General features: G+C 44.4%; 17 protein-coding genes, 1 other RNA gene and 1 pseudogene. 12 read left to right on the top strand and 7 right to left on the bottom strand.

Going from position 1 to position 20,218, the window contains the following annotated elements; genetic code table 11:
• Window positions 1-70 precede the first annotated feature (70 nt).
• A complete protein-coding gene (locus AC6R16_RS10240; protein WP_004744364.1) occupies window positions 71-1,348 on the bottom strand; it encodes a dicarboxylate/amino acid:cation symporter in 1,278 nt (425 codons plus the stop codon).
• 283 nt (window positions 1,349-1,631) lie between these two features.
• Window positions 1,632-2,228 carry a nucleotide exchange factor GrpE gene (gene grpE / locus AC6R16_RS10235; protein WP_500674314.1) on the bottom strand — a complete coding sequence of 199 codons (597 nt, stop codon included), beginning with the start codon at window positions 2,226-2,228 and terminating at the stop codon, window positions 1,632-1,634.
• Window positions 2,229-2,372: 144 nt separating this feature from the next.
• Between grpE and nadK the strand changes: the two genes are divergently transcribed.
• The 3 genes from nadK (at window position 2,373) to bamE (ending at window position 5,820) form a co-directional block, all read left to right on the top strand.
• Window positions 2,373-3,257: an NAD(+) kinase gene (gene nadK / locus AC6R16_RS10230; protein WP_367937807.1), complete on the top strand. Its 885-nt coding sequence runs from the start codon at window positions 2,373-2,375 to the stop codon at window positions 3,255-3,257.
• A 364-nt stretch (window positions 3,258-3,621) separates the two neighbouring features.
• Window positions 3,622-5,286, top strand: coding sequence for a DNA repair protein RecN (gene recN / locus AC6R16_RS10225; protein ID WP_500674313.1), 1,665 nt, complete (start codon window positions 3,622-3,624; stop codon window positions 5,284-5,286).
• 174 nt (window positions 5,287-5,460) lie between these two features.
• Window positions 5,461-5,820, top strand: a complete 360-nt coding sequence (bamE, locus tag AC6R16_RS10220) for an outer membrane protein assembly factor BamE (protein ID WP_004744368.1) — start codon at window positions 5,461-5,463, stop codon at window positions 5,818-5,820.
• A gap of 365 nt (window positions 5,821-6,185) precedes the next feature.
• Here the strand turns inward: bamE and AC6R16_RS10215 are convergent, their stop codons facing one another.
• Together AC6R16_RS10215 and AC6R16_RS10210 are read right to left on the bottom strand one after the other, a co-directional pair.
• Window positions 6,186-6,539 carry an RnfH family protein gene (locus AC6R16_RS10215; protein WP_004744369.1) on the bottom strand — a complete coding sequence of 118 codons (354 nt, stop codon included), beginning with the start codon at window positions 6,537-6,539 and terminating at the stop codon, window positions 6,186-6,188.
• Window positions 6,529-6,972, bottom strand: a complete 444-nt coding sequence (locus AC6R16_RS10210) for an SRPBCC family protein (protein ID WP_239855239.1) — start codon at window positions 6,970-6,972, stop codon at window positions 6,529-6,531. The genes AC6R16_RS10215 and AC6R16_RS10210 overlap by 11 nt, the downstream gene beginning before the upstream one ends.
• 118 nt (window positions 6,973-7,090) lie before the next feature.
• Here AC6R16_RS10210 and smpB point away from each other — a divergent pair, with 118 nt between their 5' ends.
• Both smpB and ssrA read left to right on the top strand, forming a co-directional pair.
• Window positions 7,091-7,576, top strand: a complete 486-nt coding sequence (gene smpB / locus AC6R16_RS10205) for an SsrA-binding protein SmpB (protein WP_239855240.1) — start codon at window positions 7,091-7,093, stop codon at window positions 7,574-7,576.
• Between the two features lie 67 nt (window positions 7,577-7,643).
• Window positions 7,644-8,010, top strand: a transfer-messenger RNA (tmRNA) gene (ssrA, locus tag AC6R16_RS10200).
• A 49-nt stretch (window positions 8,011-8,059) separates the two neighbouring features.
• On the opposite strand, the gene AC6R16_RS10195 is transcribed toward ssrA, so the two are convergent.
• Entirely contained in the window at window positions 8,060-9,067 is a 1,008-nt protein-coding gene (locus tag AC6R16_RS10195; protein WP_500674312.1) for a tetratricopeptide repeat protein, read from the bottom strand.
• A 477-nt stretch (window positions 9,068-9,544) separates the two neighbouring features.
• Here AC6R16_RS10195 and uhpT point away from each other — a divergent pair, with 477 nt between their 5' ends.
• The 6 genes and pseudogenes from uhpT to AC6R16_RS10165 all read left to right on the top strand — a co-directional run.
• Window positions 9,545-10,942, top strand: a complete 1,398-nt coding sequence (gene uhpT, locus AC6R16_RS10190; RefSeq protein ID WP_500674654.1) for a hexose-6-phosphate:phosphate antiporter UhpT — start codon at window positions 9,545-9,547, stop codon at window positions 10,940-10,942.
• Window positions 10,943-11,079: 137 nt separating this feature from the next.
• Window positions 11,080-11,688: a response regulator transcription factor UhpA gene (gene uhpA, locus AC6R16_RS10185; protein WP_171322324.1), complete on the top strand. Its 609-nt coding sequence runs from the start codon at window positions 11,080-11,082 to the stop codon at window positions 11,686-11,688.
• Entirely contained in the window at window positions 11,688-13,187 is a 1,500-nt protein-coding gene (gene uhpB, locus AC6R16_RS10180; RefSeq protein WP_486794490.1) for a signal transduction histidine-protein kinase/phosphatase UhpB, read from the top strand. Before uhpA ends, uhpB begins: the two co-directional genes overlap by 1 nt.
• 5 nt (window positions 13,188-13,192) lie before the next feature.
• The gene (locus tag AC6R16_RS10175) at window positions 13,193-14,533 is read left to right on the top strand and encodes an MFS transporter (RefSeq protein WP_500674311.1); all 1,341 of its coding nucleotides are present in this window, start codon (window positions 13,193-13,195) and stop codon (window positions 14,531-14,533) included.
• 105 nt (window positions 14,534-14,638) lie between these two features.
• Window positions 14,639-15,847, top strand: a complete 1,209-nt coding sequence (gene manA, locus AC6R16_RS10170; protein WP_500674310.1) for a mannose-6-phosphate isomerase, class I — start codon at window positions 14,639-14,641, stop codon at window positions 15,845-15,847.
• Between the two features lie 112 nt (window positions 15,848-15,959).
• Window positions 15,960-16,124: pseudogene (locus tag AC6R16_RS10165) on the top strand (BCCT family transporter); the annotation flags it as partial.
• On the opposite strand, the gene AC6R16_RS10160 reads toward AC6R16_RS10165, so the two are convergent.
• The gene (locus AC6R16_RS10160) at window positions 16,119-17,096 is read right to left on the bottom strand and encodes an alpha/beta hydrolase family protein (RefSeq protein WP_500674653.1); all 978 of its coding nucleotides are present in this window, start codon (window positions 17,094-17,096) and stop codon (window positions 16,119-16,121) included. The pseudogene AC6R16_RS10165 and the gene AC6R16_RS10160 sit on opposite strands and share 6 nt — an antisense overlap.
• A 56-nt stretch (window positions 17,097-17,152) precedes the next feature.
• Entirely contained in the window at window positions 17,153-18,091 is a 939-nt protein-coding gene (locus AC6R16_RS10155; protein WP_500674309.1) for a DUF2860 family protein, read from the bottom strand.
• Window positions 18,092-18,557: 466 nt separating this feature from the next.
• Here AC6R16_RS10155 and AC6R16_RS10150 point away from each other — a divergent pair, with 466 nt between their 5' ends.
• On the top strand, window positions 18,558-20,162 hold the full coding sequence (locus AC6R16_RS10150) for a BCCT family transporter (protein ID WP_500674308.1): 1,605 nt from the start codon (window positions 18,558-18,560) through the stop codon (window positions 20,160-20,162).
• Window positions 20,163-20,218: the final 56 nt, after the last annotated feature.

Raw genomic sequence — 20,218 nt, 5'->3', positions numbered from 1 at the left:
CTCGTTTCTCGAATCTTAGATCAAAAAAGCGAGCCCTAAGGCTCGCTTTCAAAATCCGACACTTTAATGATTAAGCATTCGCTTGAGCGGGTTTCGCTTCTACTTCTGCTTCTTCTTTGCCGATTTCACCTTCTGTTTTTGCAACGATAGTGTTGACAGCGGTATCGCCTACTACGTTAGAAGATGTACAGAACATATCATTGATACGGTCAACAGCTGCGATGATTGCAAGACCTTCTGGTGGAAGACCTAGTTGGTGAAGAAGAACGCCGACCATTACAACACCGCCACCAGGAACACCACCAGCACCGATAGATAGAAGCAGGATAGTAAGACCTAGAGTGAACACGTCAGCAGTGTTGATTGGCTGACCAAATGCGTTTGCAACGAAGATAGTCGCTAGTGCGATATAGATAGATACACCAGACATGTTCATGGTTGCACCTAGTGGTACACCAAAACCTGCTACTGATTTTGAAACGTGTAGTTTCTCAGTCAGAGTACGCATTGTTACAGGGATCGTCGCGTTCGAGCTTGCTGTAGATAGAGAGAATAAGATCTGCTCACGAGTTGCACGTAGGAACGTCTTTGGAGAAGTACCTGTCGCAATGCCTACTGCCATTGGGTAGAAGAAGAAGATCCAGAACACTAGCATTGCCACAACAAGCGCTACATAGCCTGCTACAGACATTAGCGTGTTCGCGTCTAACGTTGCACCTAGCTGAATCATCAGCGCAAATACGCCGTATGGAGCAAGGCTCATTACTAGACCAACTAGCTTCATCATGATTTCGTTTGCCATCTTGAATGTGCGAATAGCCGGACCACCGCGTGAATCAAGAGCTTGAATAGCAAGACCTGTCAGGATTGCCATGAAGATGATTTGTAGCATGTCACCATTAGCAAACGCTTGAACAGGGTTGCTTGGTACAATGTTAACCACTAGTGAGAAGATATCAGGTGTTTCAGTTGTTGTGAGTTTAACCGTTTCTGAAATCGTACCTGCTAGGTTCGCGTCAGCGCCTGGTTGGAAAATCATACCAACTGTAAGCGCCGCAGTAATCGCGATGATGGTGTTAATAATGTATAGAGCAAAGGTTTTACCACCAAGACGACCAAAGGCAGTGATGTCTTTCAGGTCAACAATACCACATACGATTGAAACGTATACCAAAGGTACAACAAGTAACTTGATCAGTGATACGAACATACCGCCCGCGCCTTCGGCAGCGCCTAGAAGGTAAGTATCAAAGATTGCAATCCCGCTAAATAAGTACTGGATCGCAGTACCGATCAGTAGACCAGCAAACAAGCCTACAAAAATCTTGCTTGAAAGCGATTTATCCATCATCCATCTCCAGAATGTTGTGTTTTCAATTTATGGTTTTATAGTTTATTCCGCCGGTTTTTCCGACAGAGTTCGCACATAATACACACAAAGGTTACAAAATAAAGAACTTGTTTACGATAATGTTACAAGTTTCAAATAAGAAATTAATTTTATGTTAAACCCATCAATTGGAATTATTCGCTAAATCAATTAGTTATTACGAACATACACAGCGGACTGGAAAAATAAAAAAAGAGAGGCCTAAGCCTCTCTTCTGTTTAAAACACGTTATATGTGAAGATTATTTAGCAACCATTACCATTGCAGGGCGAATCACACGGCCGTTAAGTTCGTAACCTTTCTGCATAACAAACATAACCGTATTGGCTTCGTGGTCAGGGCTATCTTGGATAGACATCGCTTGGTGCATTTCTGGGTTAAACACTTCGCCTTCAGGGTTGATCTCTTTTAGACCAAACTTAGAAACCGTGTCTACAAACGTTTTGTGCGTCAGTTCTACACCTTCAAGCAGTGGCTTAACCACTTCGCTTTCAGTGTCAGCGGCTTGAATTGCGCGCTCTAAGTTATCGATAACTGGCAACAGTTCTTCCGCAAACTTGTTTAGAGCGTATTTACGCGCTTTATCGATCTCAGTTTCAGTACGGCGACGCATGTTTTCAACTTCAGCCTTCGCACGTAGCACACCATCTTGCTGTTCCTGAATTTTCGCTTCACTTGTTAGTAGCGCTGCTTCTAGTTGAGCAATCTTAGCGTCTTTCTCATCACCAATCTCTTCAAGCTCTGCTTCAACTTCTTGAGCTGCCGCTTCTACTTTCTCTGCTTCTTCGATGATTTGATCCAGCTCTTCTTCTGTAACTTTGTTTTCTTCGTTGCTCATGATATCTCCAGAATTCAACTTTATTGGTTCCCAACACATCACGTTTATCGTATTGGGATACACAAAAATTCGCATAAATAGCTAACTTGCCATTATTATGGGGATGAAGATTGTCGAATCAAGCCTATTTGGTGCGGAAAACCTATGAAAAAACCTTTTGAAGTGATCGCCATCATTGGTAAACCAAGAGATCAGCAAGCTATAGCGACTCATAAAGAGCTGTATACCTGGCTTCAAAGCGAAGGTTATAAAGTGTATATCGACGATCGATTAAGCGAGATCTTAGATGATATTCCTAGTGACGATTTCGCTAGCCTGATTCAGCTTGGGCGTATTGCCGACCTAGCGATCGTCGTCGGTGGTGATGGCAACATGCTAGGTGCTGCGCGTGTCCTCTCTCGCTTTGATATTTCTGTCATAGGTGTTAACAGAGGTAATTTAGGTTTCCTTACCGACCTAAACCCAGAAGATTTCCAAACAGCTTTATCAGCCGTACTGAATGGCGAGTTCATCGAAGAAGAGCGCTTTTTACTCGAAGCAGAAGTGCATCGACATGGGCAAGTAAAAAGCCACAATGCCGCGCTTAACGAAGCGGTACTTCACCCTGGGCAAGTCGCCCATATGATTGAGTTCGAAGTGTACATCGATGATAGCTTCGCGTTCTCTTTACGAGCAGATGGCCTCATTGTATCTACGCCAACCGGCTCAACCGCCTACTCACTCTCTGGCGGCGGCCCTATTCTGTCACCGAGCTTAAATGCCATTTCACTGGTACCAATGTTCCCACATACCCTATCCAGCCGCCCACTCGTGGTCGATAGCGCGCGCCACATTAAGCTTGTCGTTTCTCCAGATAACCGCGGAATGCAAGAAGTGGGCTGTGACGGTCAAGTATCATTGCCAGTCTCTCCGGGCGACGAAGTCCACATCTACCAAAGCCCGAATGTACTTAAGCTGATCCACCCGAAAGATTACAGCTACTACCATGTATTAAGAAACAAGTTGGGCTGGTCGAGTCGGTTGTTCTAGCGAGAAGCGAGAAGCGAGAAGCGAGAAGCGAGAAGCGAGAAGCGAGAAGCGAGAAGCGAGAAGCGAGAAGCGAGAAGCGAGAACAGTTTTAAGGGTTGGCATTTTGTGTCAATCCTTTTCTTTTAACTTCAAATAATTAAAGCCAAAAGGCACGTCATAGCGGCCTTCTTCCAATTTCACTCTCCAGAACTACATCCCGCATCTCGGAGCGCAGCGTTCTCGCATCTCGTAGGACGCAGTCCGATCTCGTAGCGAAGCGTTCCGGTCTTGATCACAAAATTTTCCCCTCGCCACTTTACTGTATAAAGAAACAGTATATACTGTTTTCTTATACAGTATTGTTCATTTAAACAGGTACAACAAAATGCTGGCTCATCTAAGTGTTAATAATTTTGCAATTGTTAAGTCTCTACAGCTAGAGCTATCCAAAGGAATGACAACCATTACCGGTGAAACTGGCGCAGGTAAATCCATCGCCATTGACGCTCTCGGTTTGTGTTTAGGCGGGCGCGCGGAAGCCAGCATGGTACGTCAAGGTGAAGAGAAAACTGAAGTAAGCGCGGCTTTCTCTTTAGAGAACAATATCAATGCTACTCGCTGGCTAGAAGACAACGACTTACTAGATGGTAGCGACTGTATTCTGCGCCGTATCATCAGTAAAGAAGGCCGCTCACGTGCTTTTATTAACGGTAGTCCTGTCCCACTTTCTCAATTAAAAACTTTGGGGCAACTGTTAATCAACATCCATGGTCAGCATGCCCATCATCAATTGATGAAAAGTGAATACCAAATGGCAATGTTGGATCAATATGCAGGTCACTCTAACCAGCTTAAGAGCACTCGTAACGCCTACCAGTCTTGGCGACAATCAGACAACAACCTTAAGCAGTTGAAAGAAAACAGTGCGGCAAACCTAGCTCAGAAACAACTTCTTGAGTACCAAATCAAAGAGCTTAATGAACTCTCTCTTGGCGAGGATGAATATGAAGAACTCGAACAAGAACACAAGCGTCTCTCAAACAGTGGAGAACTTGCCTCTACCTGCCAACAAGCCATCGAACTTATTTACGAAGGTGAAGAAGTTAACGCGCTTGGTATTTTGCAATCGGCCAATCACTCCTTAATCCAGCTCGCTGAGTTGGATGAAAAATTGGCTGAGTTACCCAATATGCTTGCTGAAGCTATTATTCAAGTTGAAGAAGCGAATAGCGAACTTCGTAATTATTTGGACAACATTGATGTCGACCCTGCACGTATGGCTTACGTGGAAGAGCGTTTCTCTAAAGTCATGTCGATTGCGAGAAAGCATCATGTTATGCCTGATGAACTCTACCAACATCATCAAGATCTACTCGGTCAAATAGAAGCACTTGATTGCTCGGACGAACGCCTAGAAGAACTTGAACAAGAAGTAGAAAACAAATATCAAAGCTTCCTAACAACGTCAGAAAAGCTCCATAAATCGCGCATTCGTTATGCCAAAGAACTCAATAAGCTGATCACGGCTAGCATGCACGAGCTTAGTATGGAAAAAGCGCAGTTCCATATTGAGGTATCAAATGAAGGCACTCACCCGTCCCCACTTGGCATGGACACCGTGTGCTTTGTTGTCTCAACCAACCCCGGGCAACCAATGCAACCTATTGCCAAAGTTGCCTCTGGTGGTGAGCTTTCGCGTATATCGCTAGCAATCCAAGTGATCACAGCGCAGAAAGTCGATACTCCTAGCCTGATCTTCGATGAAGTCGATGTGGGTATCAGTGGTCCAACAGCCGCTGTGGTCGGCAAGATGCTACGCAAGCTAGGCGAATCCACTCAAGTTCTTTGTGTCACTCACCTTCCTCAGGTAGCGGGTTGCGGCCACCAACAGCTGTTCGTCGCGAAACAAACTAAAGCAGGTAAAACCGAAACGCAGATGCACTGCTTAGACAATGAGCAACGCGTTTCAGAGTTAGCCCGACTACTAGGCGGAAGTGAAATTACTGATTCAACACTAGCCAACGCTAAAGAGCTACTTATCGCCGCTTAATCCCCGCTTTTTCGAGTCAAAGTTCCTTTCAATGAAGAATTTTGACTCGACTTTGCAACCAAATTCAAAAATCATGGTCTGAATCAATTCAAAATGCTCTCAGCTTTTTACTTTAGCGCTTAGCTTGTTTATTATCGGCTGAGTTTGATTTTTATCAGTTACAAGAATTTAAGTATGCAATTAAAAAAGTGGCTTATCGCTGTACCACTCGCTATGACAATGCTGACAGGCTGCTCGCTATTAGAAAAGTTGGTATACCGCATTGATATCAACCAAGGCAACTACGTAGAGCAATCTGCAGTAGAGCAATTAAAGTTTGGTATGACTAAAGAGCAAGTCCGTTATGTAATGGGCTCACCTATGCTCGTAGAAAATGGTTATCCTGATACGTGGTACTACATCTACCACCATACCGAAGGTCACAACGACTCAATTCAGAAAAACCTCATCGTTGACTTCAACGGTGAAGGCCAACTCGTTAATGTCGCTGGTGATTTCCCGCCAAGCAAAGACTTTTTTGAGAGTATTAACTAGCGAGAAGCGAGAAGCGAGAAGCGAGAAGCGAGAAGCGAGAAGCGAGAAGCGAGAAGCGAGAAGCGAGAAAAATTTTAAGGGTTGGCATTTTGTGTCAACCCTTTTTATTTCAATAAATTAAGCTTTCATGCTCAAGAACGAAGAATGAATGAGTTGGGGATCTCTTAAAGCAAGTCGATGAAGTATGGAGATTCCCTACTCCTTCCTTCGTCAGTCTAGGGAATGACGGTATATAGCGTCGCTCTCCTCTCAAAGGGCGCAGCCCAATCTCGACTCTCGGAGCGAAGCGTTCTAGCCTCTCGAAGGACGAAGTCCGATCTCGTTATCCAGAAGCGGAGCGGTCCATAGGGTGAAGCCCGTTCTATCTAACCTTCCTTCCTCAACGGATTTTTCTTACCACCCGTAACCGGATCAGCAGAACCTGCGGCTTTAGCTTGCTCGGCTCGCTTGCGGCGGATCTCTTTTGGATCGGCTAGAAGTGGACGATAAATCTCGATGCGATCTTTATCATTGATCGTAGCATCCAGCTTAACATTGCGGCTAAATACACCGACCTTATTCTTCTTCAGGTCAATCTCAGGGTATAACTCAAGCACACCCGACTGAGCAATGATCTCTTCGACGGTCATTGACTGATTAACCACTAACGTAAATACGCGCTGCTCTTGAGGAAGAGCATAAACGACTTCTACATGAATCATTTCAGATTCAATACTCATAAGCTGGGTACACCTGTTTTGCGCGCTTGGTAAAAGCATTAACCATATTGTTGGTCAGTTCGTTAAAAACCTTACCAAACGCCATTTCAATCATTTTGCTTGAAAACTCAAACTCAAGCTTAAGCTCAACTTTACACGCCTGCTCATCAAGCGGCGTAAAGAACCATCCACCTTTCAGTGTTTTGAAAGGTCCATCAACTAAATTCATGATGATTGCTTCACCATCAACGAGCTCATTCGACGTGGTAAACGTTTTGCTAATCCCTGCTTTTGCAACATCAACAGAAGCTACCATCGCATCCGAGCTCGATTCAATCACACGTGAACCAGAGCAACCCGGCAAAAATTTGGGATAGCTCGCGACATCGTTCACTAAATTGAACATCTGCTGGGCACTAAACGACACTAAAGCAGAACGACTAACTTGCTTCATATTGATTCCTCGTAACATCCGCTTGAACTTCAAGCTTGCTGCAATTTTACTTTTATTTGCACTCAGCGCAAATAAAGGGATTTCCTAACTTAACTCCTAGCCGTATAATGCAGCCATTATGGCAAAGAAAAAATCTAAACAAAAAGCGGGTAGCAATACCATCGCTGTCAATAAGAAAGCTCGCCACGAGTATTTCATCGACGATGAAATCGAAGCTGGCATTGAGCTTCAAGGCTGGGAAGTTAAAGCCCTTCGTCAAGGCAAAGCCAACATCGCAGAAAGCTACGTGTTTATGCGTGACGGTGAAGCCTTCGTGAGTGGCATGACCATTACTCCTCTTAACCAAGCGTCGACACACGTAGTGGCGAACCCTACCCGTGTGCGTAAACTATTAATGAGCCGTCGCGAACTTGATAACCTGCTAGGTCGAATCAACCGCGAAGGTATGACACTTGCGGCCCTCTCACTATACTGGTCTCGCTCTTGGGTGAAGATGAAAGTCGGTGTAGCGAAAGGTAAGAAGCTGCACGATAAACGTACTGATCTTAAAGAAAAAGATTGGGCTCGCGAAAAAGCGCGCGTAATGAAGAGTTCACTGCGCTAATATTGAGCACTTAAACGCACAAGTCTAGACAGGTTACACTTTTCTGGTACTATGCGAAGAACACTTTGGGGCTGATTTAGGATTCGACAGGAATTTTGCAGTCTGAGGTGCATGCCGTGGGGCGGTTGGCCACGTAAAAAGCCGCAAAAAAATAGTCGCAAACGACGAAAACTACGCACTAGCAGCTTAATAACCTGCTCAGAGCTCTCTCGCCCTAGCTTCCGCACGTAAGACGGGGACCAACGAGAGATCAAACCCAAACGCGCTAGCCCGGATTCTCCCGCCTGAGAGATGAACGGCGAATTATAATTCAGGATAGTCATTTACTAGCGTGTCGGTTCGCAGGTACTTGGTGAATTTAAAGATCGACTAAGCATGTAGTACCAATGATGAATGGTTTTTGGACGCGGGTTCAACTCCCGCCAGCTCCACCAAACGTTTGGAAAGGCGCTAACTCTTAGAGTTAGCGCCTTTTTTGTATGCTTACCAAATTTCGTCGATAATTTCGTTTTTGTACTGCTGTGCTTTAGCAAGTTCGTCGTTAGACATATATTGCTTCACGTCGAGGATTTCTTTTTCGGCATCCTCATCGCCATTTTCCTGAGCAATCTCAAACCATGCTAATGATTTGGCAAAATCACTGAATACACCATGACCATTTCGATACGCGTATCCCACCATATATTGGGCGTAAGTATCATCTAGCATTGCTGCTTTTTGAAAGTATTCAAAAGACTTAGCGTAATCCGTCGTTTTGAAACCGCAACGCTGTTTGTATTTAGGGTAGTAGTAAATATCACCAAGTTTCGCCACCGAGCGAGTATGATCTTCAAGTTCGATTGCATGCTCGAAGTGTTGTATCGCTTTTTGGCAGTTCATCTCAACGCCTTCACCATTGAGGTAAGCGATCCCTAAGTTATAGATCGCACTAGCATTCTGTTGTTTTGCGGCTTGCTCAAACCAATATGCAGCTTTGGCGTAGTCTTTTTCGACTCCAACGCCATCATTGTAGGAAAAAGCGAGTTGGTACATAGCGTCATCATCGCCAAGTTTTGCTGAGGCTAAGTAGTACTCGTTGCCTTTTTTGACCTCTTGCTCTGTACCTTCACCATCAAAATACATAACACCTAAGCTATACAGTACATAGGGATCTTGACCGTCTTCAGCTTTGTGATACCACGAGAGTGCTTCTTCATAGTTACCATCCGAATACTCTAAATCTGCTTTGAGAGTTTCAGCGCCATCATGACCTGACTTTAGGGCTTGTTCTAGATATTGATGAGCTCTGTCTATATTCGCTTGCATAACAGACTCATCTATCAACAAGTTAGCCGCTTTATAGAGTACGTCTGGGTCGCTTGACGTTTCAGCCTTTTTTAGCAGCGCGAGGTCATCACCTTCAAACAGCTCCCAACTAAGATCATAAGAAAACGCCTGAGTGGACATTAATAACGAGAAACATGTGAGGATAGTGCATCGGCTTTTATTCATAACAACCTAATTTAACCTATTGATTAATTGTATTTATCTTTCCAAACACATCCTATATTTCATTAATTGCAAAAATCTAAAGCCAGTAAATTTTATGCAAACAAACTCACACTATAGTTCAGTCCCATCTAATGCAATCGTTCTCATAAAACCAAGATAAGAGCAGTCATATAGGGAACCTCTTTCACTTTGTCTCTGTCGAAAACGTGCATCTCTGCAACTGGTGCATACACTAGATTTGTTGCTTTAGAGGCTATCCCTCTACCGAAATCTGTTCAGTTTCCATTCCTTCCGACAAAACACTCACTAAGAACGTGATGGTTTTCACGCTTTCTGCGCTATTCAGTCGTTACTAGGAATTTTTCCTAGCCGATCTAAGCCCCCCTCTCATGTGGTTAACAAAGCGACTCTATAAAATCGCTGGCAGAAAAAAGAATAGAGCACTCTGTGCATCACCCAAATAGAAGAGAGTTGATGATGTTAAACTTCCTGGAACAAGTCCGGAAACCTACCCTCGACCTTCCCGTCGAAGCCCGCAGAAAAATGTGGTTTAAGCCATTTATCCAATCTTACTTGGTAGTATTTATTGGCTACTTAACCATGTATTTGATCCGTAAAAACTTCAATGTCGCGCAAAACGACATGATTTCAACTTACGGCTTGTCGATGACTGACTTAGGCTTGATAGGTCTTGGCTTCTCGATTACTTACGGTATTGGTAAGACAGTCGTTTCTTACTACGCTGATGGCAAAAACACCAAGCAGTTCCTTCCTTTTATGCTTATCCTTTCTGGTTTGGCTATGCTTGGTTTCAGCTTCAGCATGGGTGGCGGCAGCGCAAGCCTTTTCCTAATGGTGGCCTTCTACGCTCTCAGTGGTTTCTTCCAAAGTACGGGTGGGCCATCAAGTTACTCAACCATTACCAAATGGACACCTCGTAACAAACGCGGTTCATACCTAGGGCTGTGGAATATGTCGCACAACGTTGGCGGCGCGGGCGCTGCAGGTGTGGCCCTATTTGGTGCCAACTACCTATTCGATGGTCATGTAATCGGTATGTTCGTCTTCCCTTCTATCATTGCCATCATCGTGGGTTTCATCGGTATGCGCTATGGTAACGACTCTCCTGAAGCCTACGGCTTAGGTAAAGTGGAAGAATTATTTGATGAAGCAGTGAGCGAAGAAGACGAAGCGGCTGAAGAAAATCAAATGACCAAGAAAGAGATCTTTGTTGAGTACGTACTGAAAAACAAAGTCATCTGGCTACTTTGCTTTGCCAATATCTTCCTTTACATCGTACGTATTGGTATCGACCAATGGTCTACCGTTTACGCTTACCAAGAACTTGGTCTATCAAAAGAAGCGGCTATCTCTGGCTTCACCCTGTTTGAGGTCGGTGCTCTTGTCGGTACGTTGATGTGGGGTTACCTATCCGATCTCGCAAATGGTCGCCGTGCTTTAGTGGCTTGCGTTTCTCTTGGTTTAATCATTGTTTCACTAGAATTTTATCAACACGCTACCAGCGAGTTTATGTACTTGGCGTCTCTGTTCGTCCTTGGTTTCTTGGTGTTTGGTCCACAACTTTTAATCGGTGTTGCAGCGGTTGGTTTTGTTCCTAAGAAAGCCATCAGTGTGGCAGACGGTGTCAAAGGCACATTTGCCTACTTAATCGGTGATAGTTTCGCCAAGTTAGGTTTAGGCATGATCGCCGATGGAACCCCTATTTTCGGCCTAACAGGTTGGAAAGGTACCTTTGCGGCCCTCGATACTTCAGCGTTTATCTGTATCACTTTGCTTGCTTTCGTTGCGATAGCAGAAGAGAAAAAGATCCGCCAAAACAAGAAGAAACTTGAACTGGCAGAAAGCCAATCTTAATCACAAAGCGCGCTTTGCCAGCCAAGGCGCGCAAGATCATTAAATTAAGCAGTTCAATTTAGTATCATGGCGAATTTTTCTTTGAGCTCTTTGAGAGCTCATTTTCGTTTGCTTATCACGATATTTGGGTATTTATAATGATTAACGTAGCGCTAGTTGATGACCATGTCATTGTTCGTTCTGGTTTCGCTCAACTATTGAGTTTAGAAACAGACATGAACGTTGTGGGCGAATTTAGCTCAGTTGCGGAGGCTCGCATTGGCTTGCCTGCTTGCAAGCCTGACGTTGTCATTTTAGATATCTCGATGGCAGACGAAAGTGGGCTTACCCTACTAGACGAAATTCCCTCCGGCATCGCTTGCGTAATGTTAAGCGTTCACGACTCTCCAGCTATGGTAGAAAAGTCACTAAAACTTGGGGCGAAGGGCTACCTTAGCAAACGCTGTAGTCCCGATGAGCTGGTTCAAGCAGTTAGAACCAGTGCTTCTGGTGGCTGCTACCTGACACCAGACATTGCCCTAAAATTAGCCACTCCAAGTGATAAATCGACCACGCTGACTCAACTCACGCGTAGAGAAAGCGAGGTGTGCCAACTACTTGCCCGAGGGTTAGATGTGAAATCTGTCGCGGTTGAGCTTGGACTTAGTCATAAAACGGTTCACGTTCATCGTTCTAATGCTCTCGACAAGCTTGGTGTCAAGAATAATGTCGAGCTGGCAAAGCTGTTTTCTCAAGAGCCACTGTAATGCGTAGTTACCTTGCGACATCCATTTGCGGTCTATTCATGACAGCTTGTGCATGGTTTTGCCTGTGGGTCATCGCCTACTATTTTGTCAACGACGCTGAGCTTGCGATCTTGCTGTTTCCGTTTGCGCTTCGTCTAGGCATTACTCTGCACACTCGCTCTAAATACTGGGTGACGATATACCTCGCAGAGTGGGGGCTAACTATCGCGCTGGCGATGCTTTTAGAACAGCCGCAATGGTTGATGGTCCTTGTCGCCAGTGTGTTAAGCATTCCAGTGGTTCACCTCGCAAAGAAATACTATACCGGCAATCAAAACCAGCACCTTGCTGTAATGGCGGTTGTTATCCTGATCACATCTTGTATCAATGTCGCCGCGGTCGGCTTTCATGTTGAATCGGTCTACATGCTCTGGCTAGCGAGTATTGCTGGAGGGTTAATGATCTTGCCGATGTGCTATCTGCTTTGGAATTATCTATTTCTAAGCCCATGGTCACCGATCACGTCTAACTTGCTGGCAAACAATGTTGAGTTCAAAGTGCGTCATATCTTGTTGTACGCCGTGCTTCTAATTGCCAGTATTTTGATTCAAACCAGTTTACCAGACGAGCTAAAAAGATTTGCCCCTTTCTGTATGGCGATTCCAATCATAGTGCTCGCTCTGCGTTATGGATGGCAGGGAGCACTGCTTGCCACCATGCTCAATAGTATTGCACTCATTGCTGCGAAAAGCGGTGTCTCTAACTTAGAGATCACCGATCTCCTTTTATCTATTTCTGCTCAAACTCTAACTGGAATTATGCTCGGTCTAGCCGTGCAAAAACAGAAAGATCTCAACCAAAAATTGCGTGGAGAACTATCTCGCAATCAGACGCTATCTCGCCAACTAATACAAGCCGAAGAATCAGTCCGTCGTGATGTGGCGCGAGAGCTGCACGACGAAATTGGTCAAAACATCACCGCCATTCGAACTCAAGCCAGCATTATTAAGCGAGTCGATAACGCTGAAATGAATACTCGCTCTGCGGATATGATAGAGAGCCTCTCATTGAACGTGTATGACACAACTAAACACTTGCTTAGCAAACTAAGGCCGAAAATGCTCGATGATTTGGATCTCAAAGAATCTGTCCAACAGTTAACTCGTGAAATGGAGTTCGATAATCACGGTACTCGCGTCGTACTTGATTGGAGCGGTGATTACGGCTCGTTAAGTGACACATTAAACGTGACCCTTTTCCGCCTATGTCAGGAAGCGTTAAACAACGCCGCCAAATACGCCAACGCAACGTCGATCGTTATCGAACTATCAATCGAAGATGACTTGTCACTGAACATCGCAGACAACGGTATAGGCTTTAAAGCTGAAGACTGTATGAAAGGAATGGGTGTCCGTGGTATGCAAGAGCGAGTTCAGGCACTTGGCGGCAAAATGTATATCTACTCCTTAAACGATCATGTTGATGGTACACAAATCGCCATCACCTTACCTAAGGTATAAGCAGCATGTTTGGCCTATTTCAATCGCCGAGCTATAACCAAGCTCCGCTTAGTAAAATTCGAGTTGATGAACGCTATCGTTACTGGCGTCTGCATATCATGGTTGGTATGTACATTGGCTATGCGGGCTTTTACTTCACCCGTAAAACATTCAACTACGCTGCACCTGCAATGATTGTCGACCTAGGGCTAGATAAAGGTGATATAGGCTTAATTGGCACCCTTTTCTACATCACTTACGGGCTGTCAAAGTTCATTTCAGGCACCATTTCTGACCGTTCTAACCCACGCTTTTTCATGGGAGTCGGTTTGATTGCGACCGGATTGATCAACATCGCTTTTGGTTTCTCAAGCTCATTGGTGACATTAGCGGCATTATGGGTAATGAACGCATGGTTTCAAGGATGGGGGTGGCCTTCGTGCTCTAAACTTCTCACTACTTGGTATTCCCGTTCAGAACGTGGCTTTATGTGGGCCATCTGGAATACCGCACACAACGTCGGCGGCGCACTGATCCCACTGCTTGTTGGCTTTCTCATCCTCCACTATAACTGGCGTGAAGGCTTTATCATTCCAGGTATTATCGGGGTTATTCTCGGTATTATCGTCTGCTGGCGTTTAAGAGATAAACCCACCACACTCGGTTTACCGACCGTAGGGCAATGGCGAAACGACGGATTGGAACTCGCCCAAGAAAATCACGGACATGGCCTTAGCTACAAAGAGATCTTGCAGCAATACGTATTCAGCAATAAATACATATGGTTGCTCGCTTTTAGCTATGTGCTGGTTTACATCGTTCGAACTGCGATTAATGACTGGGGCAACTTATACCTAACAGAGCAACACCATTACAGTTTAATTAATGCCAACGCTGCGCTGTCTATGTTTGAAATCGGCGGCTTTGTCGGCTCTCTTGTTGCGGGTTGGGGCTCTGACAAACTGTTCGGCGGTAATCGTGGCCCTATGAATCTGCTATTTGCCGCGGGTATTTTCTTGTCGGTTGCCGCTTTATGGTTAATGCCTTTGACTAATTTTGCCTTTCAAGCGGCTGGGCTTTTCTCCATTGGCTTCTTTGTGTTTGGTCCGCAGATGTTGATTGGTATGGCTGCAGCAGAATGTTCACACAAAGACTCGGCAGGCGCCGCAACAGGTTTTGTCGGATTGTTCGCCTATATGGGAGCAGCATTATCGGGCTACCCGTTAGCACTGATTCTTGAAGAATATGGCTGGACCGGATTCTTTATCACTATATCAGTGTGTGCCGCCGTTATTGGCTTACTGTTACTGCCCTTTCTTCAGGCGCAGCCTTCACGCAAACCTCTGGCGCCAAAGCTTCGATTATAGCGACCGCCACGCTACACATCTTAGGGTGAGTTAACCGCTCACCCAACTACCTCCACTCTTTTTTGCTTCCGATTCAGTTCGGAGGGTTTTCTACGGGTAAAATTTATGATTTTGAATACTATTTCACCAAAAAGCTTCTTCAAAATGGACAACAAGATCCAAAACTACGACTGGGGAAGTCGTACTGCCATCCAAGGTTTGTTTGGTTTTGCCAACGACAAGCAGCAACCGCAAGCCGAAGTCTGGATGGGCACCCACCCAAATGGTTGCTCGATGATCAAACAAGGAGGTGACAGTATTTCGCTGTCAGATTTGATCAAACCAAACCCATCAGCATTTTTATCGCAAAACACGTCAAACATTTATGGCGACTTGCCTTTTCTGTTCAAAATTCTTGCGGCAGATAAAGCCTTGTCGATCCAAGTACACCCTAACAAGCAAGATGCAGAGCAAGGCTATGCAAACGAACAAAAGCTTGGTATCCCGCTAGGCGCTTTCAATCGTAACTACAAAGACGCCAACCACAAGCCTGAGCTCGTTTACGCACTCACCGACTACCAAGCGATGAACGGTTTTCGCCCATTCAATGAAATCATTGACGCTTTCAAGCAGTGTGACATTCCTGAGATCAGCGAATATTTAGCTCAGTTTGAACGCAATCCAAACCAAGAGGGTTTGTGTACTTTCTTTGTAGAGCTACTATCGATGCAAGAAGAACGCAAAACCAATGCTCTTGATCATCTACTTAGCTATGCAGCATCGAACAATACCTGTGCCACTTGTGAACTCATTTTGTCTCTTTCACAGCAATACCCGAATGATGTCGGCTTGTTCGCACCATTTCTGCTTAATGTCATTACTCTTAAGGCCGGGGAAGCCATGTTCCTAAGTGCCAGAACTCCTCACGCCTACATCAAAGGTACTGGCCTCGAGATTATGGCGAACTCCGACAATGTGTTGCGCGCTGGCTTAACCCCAAAACACATGGATGTTGAAGAACTAGTCAAATGTACGGATTTTATTCCTAAGTCAATCAACTCTCTGCTTACACATGCTGAAGTAAAAGGTTGTGAGCATCACTTCCCTGTTCCTGTACAAGATTTCAAGTTCTCAATCTACCGCGCTCCAAAGCAGCAACCAGTGCAAATGTCGAGTGCAGAAATTCTCATGCCAATTGATAGTGAGCTAACGCTACATGCTGATAGCGGAGAAACTCTGATACTGGGTAAAGGGCAATCAGCTTTCGTACCTGCTTACGTTAAGCAATACACCATCAGTAGTGAAGGTCGAGTAGCTCGTGCTTTTAATGGTTAAAATCACTAAACATTAACGATTTCAACCAGCTAAACCAAAGACCAAACGCGCCTGTTTTGCTCAATAGGCGCTTTTAGTGGTTTCTTGAAAAAGTGAAACACATTATAAAAACGTAAACCTTTGTCTACTGACTCTTTTAATTATGGACCCAACGACTGCTCGAGACACTCTGAACGGTCTTAAAAACAGCATTATTAGAGATGTTGATTCCTTCTATATGTGGTCAGCAAATTTCTTCATTTTGTTCACCGCAGTGCACCTACTCTCCACACTAGGTGTCCAGCGTAAGTAACCACTCCTCAATACTTTTTAGAAATTGAGGGGCGTAGATACTCTCTCCCCAGAACCATAGTTTAAACAGCAGATTTAGGCTTGAGGTCTGACTGTTAATTTCAGGGTACTTAAGTAAACCATGAGTTGCGTTGGGTATTAGCTTAATTGTGGTATTTTGGCTTTTATCAAAGATTGAGGTAAGTACTTGGTAAGTGTTCTCAACATCAACTAACTCATCATTTTCACCCAGAAGCACTAGCAGTGGCTTTTCAATGCCTGCAAAGTCTTTACTTGAATCCGAGCTGACGTTTCTTTTCACAAAATAGAAACGTGCTTCGCTCATAACATCGTCACTATCATCAAGCGTCTGTAAGTAATCAGCATAGCTTGGATCCCCTTTCCAAAAAGAGTGTTCTGCCAAATGCTGACTTTTGGCGTTCAGGAGTTCAGCCTCCAGTGCACCTTCACGCTTTAATCGTAGTTGTGTCATATACCAGCTTTGCTCCATCCAATTAATGGAATATCCAACGCCGATCATAAATGACACATCTTGATGTTCTTTCAACAGTGAAGGTACTACCCAACCAGCCTGACTAAAGCCAAAAATACCAAGCCGATTTGACTGGTCTGGATACGTTCGCTTTACATAAGCAATCGCAGCCTCTACCTCACTCCTTCGGTCTGCCATACTTTGTCCAAGCCAATTTCCACTGGACTCACCCACACCTGGTTTATCCCAACTGAATATCGCATAGCCAGATTTTAATAGTCGCTCCCAAATCGCGTCGTAGTAGCCATAAGCGTCATAAGGGATGTCTCCATCACCCGATACAAAAACGACAACACCTTTCACCTGAGCATTATTGTCAGGCGCTTTATAGTAGGCTGAAAGTGAATTTTCACCATGTTTAAAACTATGAATCTGGCTTGTGTCACTCGCAAAAGCCAAGTAACACCAGTTAGTCGCAAACAACATACTCAATAAAGCCCAAAAGTGGTTTAACCTCATTTAGTTCCTCCTCAAGAGTGTGGTTAAAAGCGATATAAACCACCTATAAGAAATGATAAGCCCTCTTCATCATAAAATGAGATATTGGCATCCGACTTTTCATAAGTTACTTGCGCGATTAGGCTCATGTGAGGGTCTCCAAAAATCTCCCGTTCCTCAAACAATAACCCGAGATGCAGCTTATCCTCTTCTCTAGTCACACCAAAAATTGGATGAGTTGCATCATATTCACTAGTAGAAAAACGCCCATCGAACACAAACGTATAATGACCCGACAGTATCGAAGCTGTGATACCCGCACCTATTTTGTCAAACGCCATTGCACTCCCTTGAGCATCATCCATTTGATAAAAAACACTCGGCTCGATTAACGCAGACGTAGACAAGGGAAGTGAAATCGCAAGCTTAGAAAAATAGCCCTTTCCTTCCCTGTTTAGTGCTTTATTCGGTGATGCTTCAGTGTCAATTTTTCGATCATAATAGGCGAAATCCATAGTCAGGATCTGGTGCTCATACTTTATTCGATAGACATTACCTTTACTGTCCGTTTTTGCACGTTTATCGTTGACTAGATAGGGATTTGACCACACTTCTCCGTCTTGAACCGTAGGGGCAATCGCGACAGATAATGATGAGTTTCTATTGATTTGATTCCTATATCCTAGCTCCAACGCAAGCACACCTCGCACAAACGTATCTTCGCTCTGGCCTATAAATACCAGATGATTGCCCCACTGATATTGAATGTTCCCCAATGGAAATACACTACTTTCTGATACGGACGCGCTCTCATTTTTCAGCGATGTTAAAGCCTTATCACTCCCAGTTGATAAGTTACTTTTTATTTCTTGGTGTTGAGCAAATAGCCCAAGCTCCCCAGAAATACCTTGCTCAGAGCTATTAGAATGAAACGATAAGAAAGTCATAAATATGCTCACCGTTATAGGCAGTTTCTTTTCCACAGTTTTCTCCAATTATGAAATACACAAAGTGGACCATCGCCGCATGCAATAAGAAGGGCCCGACAAATTCACAAAAGAAATATTTCACAATGCAGAATAAAAAAAGTGTCCCAAATTGCTGATTTAAGAGATAAAGAACAGAACGTCGTTCACTTTTTATAAGGTTACTGAATGCGGTTTTGGCGAGATCACCCTGAAAAAGAAACTGTCGGGAGCAGTAAAATCAAAGCGAATTTTCAGCTATTTTCTATACAAAAAACGAAGTAAAACTTACACATCAAATAATTAGACAGCAAACCAATCTACGTACAACAAATCTACACAAATGAATCAAATTTGCACCATGTCACACTAAAGGTTATAGTTGCGCCGCAAAAATTACTTTGAACTCAAAACAAATGGAGGGCGCTTTTAGTGTTTTTCTTGAAAAAGTGAAACACATTATAAAAACGTAAACCTTGTATTTATGGAAAATGCATTAAAAAAATACAGTATCGAAACCACTGATTATCAAGTTGGACAAGACAACGTACAAAAGTGGGGATTCGATATCCACAATCCGGTATTTGGGATTAGTGCTGGCCTTGTGATCCTTTGTCTACTGACTCTTTTAATTGTTGACCCAACTACTGCTCGAGACGCTCTCAACGGTCTTAAAAACAGCATTATTGTAGATTTTGACTCCTTCTTTATGTGGTCAGCAAACTTCTTCATTTTGTTCGCTGCAGTGCTCCTACTCTCCCCTCTAGGTAAGATCCGTATTGGTGGGATCGATGCCAAAGCCGAGCACTCGACCATTTCATGGTTATCCATGCTGTTTGCAGCTGGTATGGGAATAGGGTTACTTTTCTGGAGTGTTGCCGAGCCAACGGCATACTTTACTGATTGGTACGGTACGCCGCTTAACGCGGAAGCATATAGTGAAGAAGCGAAAGCGCTTGCTATGGGTGCCACTATGTTCCACTGGGGTATTCACGGTTGGGCAATCTACGCTATTGTGGCGCTATCTTTAGCCTTCTTTGCCTTCAATAAAGGATTACCACTTTCACTACGATCGGCTTTCTACCCACTGTTTGGCGATAAAGCTTGGGGTTGGCTAGGTCATGTAATCGATATTCTCGCCGTCCTCGCTACTTTGTTTGGCTTAGCCACTTCTTTAGGTTTAGGCGCACAGCAAGCCACCAGCGGCATCAATCATGTATTTGGTCTTGATGGTGGCATCGGCATGCAGATGATCGTGATCACTTTCGTGACCTGCATTGCGGTACTCTCTGTTATTCGCGGTATCGATGGAGGCGTTAAGCTTTTAAGCAACATCAACATGGTGATTGCTTTTGCTTTACTTGCGTTCGTATTGTTCATCAGTTTTGACACTGCAATGCTGTCACTTTGGGACACGACCATTGCCTATGCGCAAAACATTCTTCCGCTAAGTAACCCTCACGGCCGAGAGGATACTGGCTGGATGCACGGTTGGACAGTGTTCTATTGGGCTTGGTGGGTATCTTGGTCACCATTTGTTGGTATGTTTATCGCGCGCGTATCAAAAGGTCGAACCGTACGTGAATTCCTGTTTGCGGTGATCATTATTCCAACTACAGTGACGCTTATTTGGATGTCGGTATTTGGCGGTATTGCTCTTGATCAAGTCGTCAACCAAGTCGGTGAGCTTGGTGCGAATGGCTTAACCGATATTTCGCTGACCTTGTTCCAGGTTTATGATGCTCTACCATACAGCTCAGTCATTTCTGTGCTTTCAATTGTCCTAATTTTGGTGTTCTTTATTACCTCATCAGACTCTGGTTCACTCGTTATCGACAGTATCACCGCTGGTGGCAAAATTGATGCACCTGTCCCACAACGTATCTTCTGGGCATGTATTGAAGGCTCGATTGCAGCGGTTATGCTTTGGATTGGTGGTAAAGAGGCATTGCAAGCGCTTCAATCTGGGGTTGTTGCAACAGGTCTTCCTTTCACTCTTGTCCTACTCGTAATGTGTGTCAGCCTGATCAAAGGCTTGCGCTCAGAGCTACCAGCTTATAAGTCTTCGACTCGACAAGTAACGGCCTAACTCTAAGCGAGACAAACTCAATGGGCGCTATTTCTAGCGCCCTTTTTTATTTTTCT

The sequence above is a fragment of the Vibrio sp. R10-SG3-ISO10 genome (genome assembly GCF_059834185.1).
This window is presented reverse-complemented; position numbering and strand designations above follow the sequence as displayed.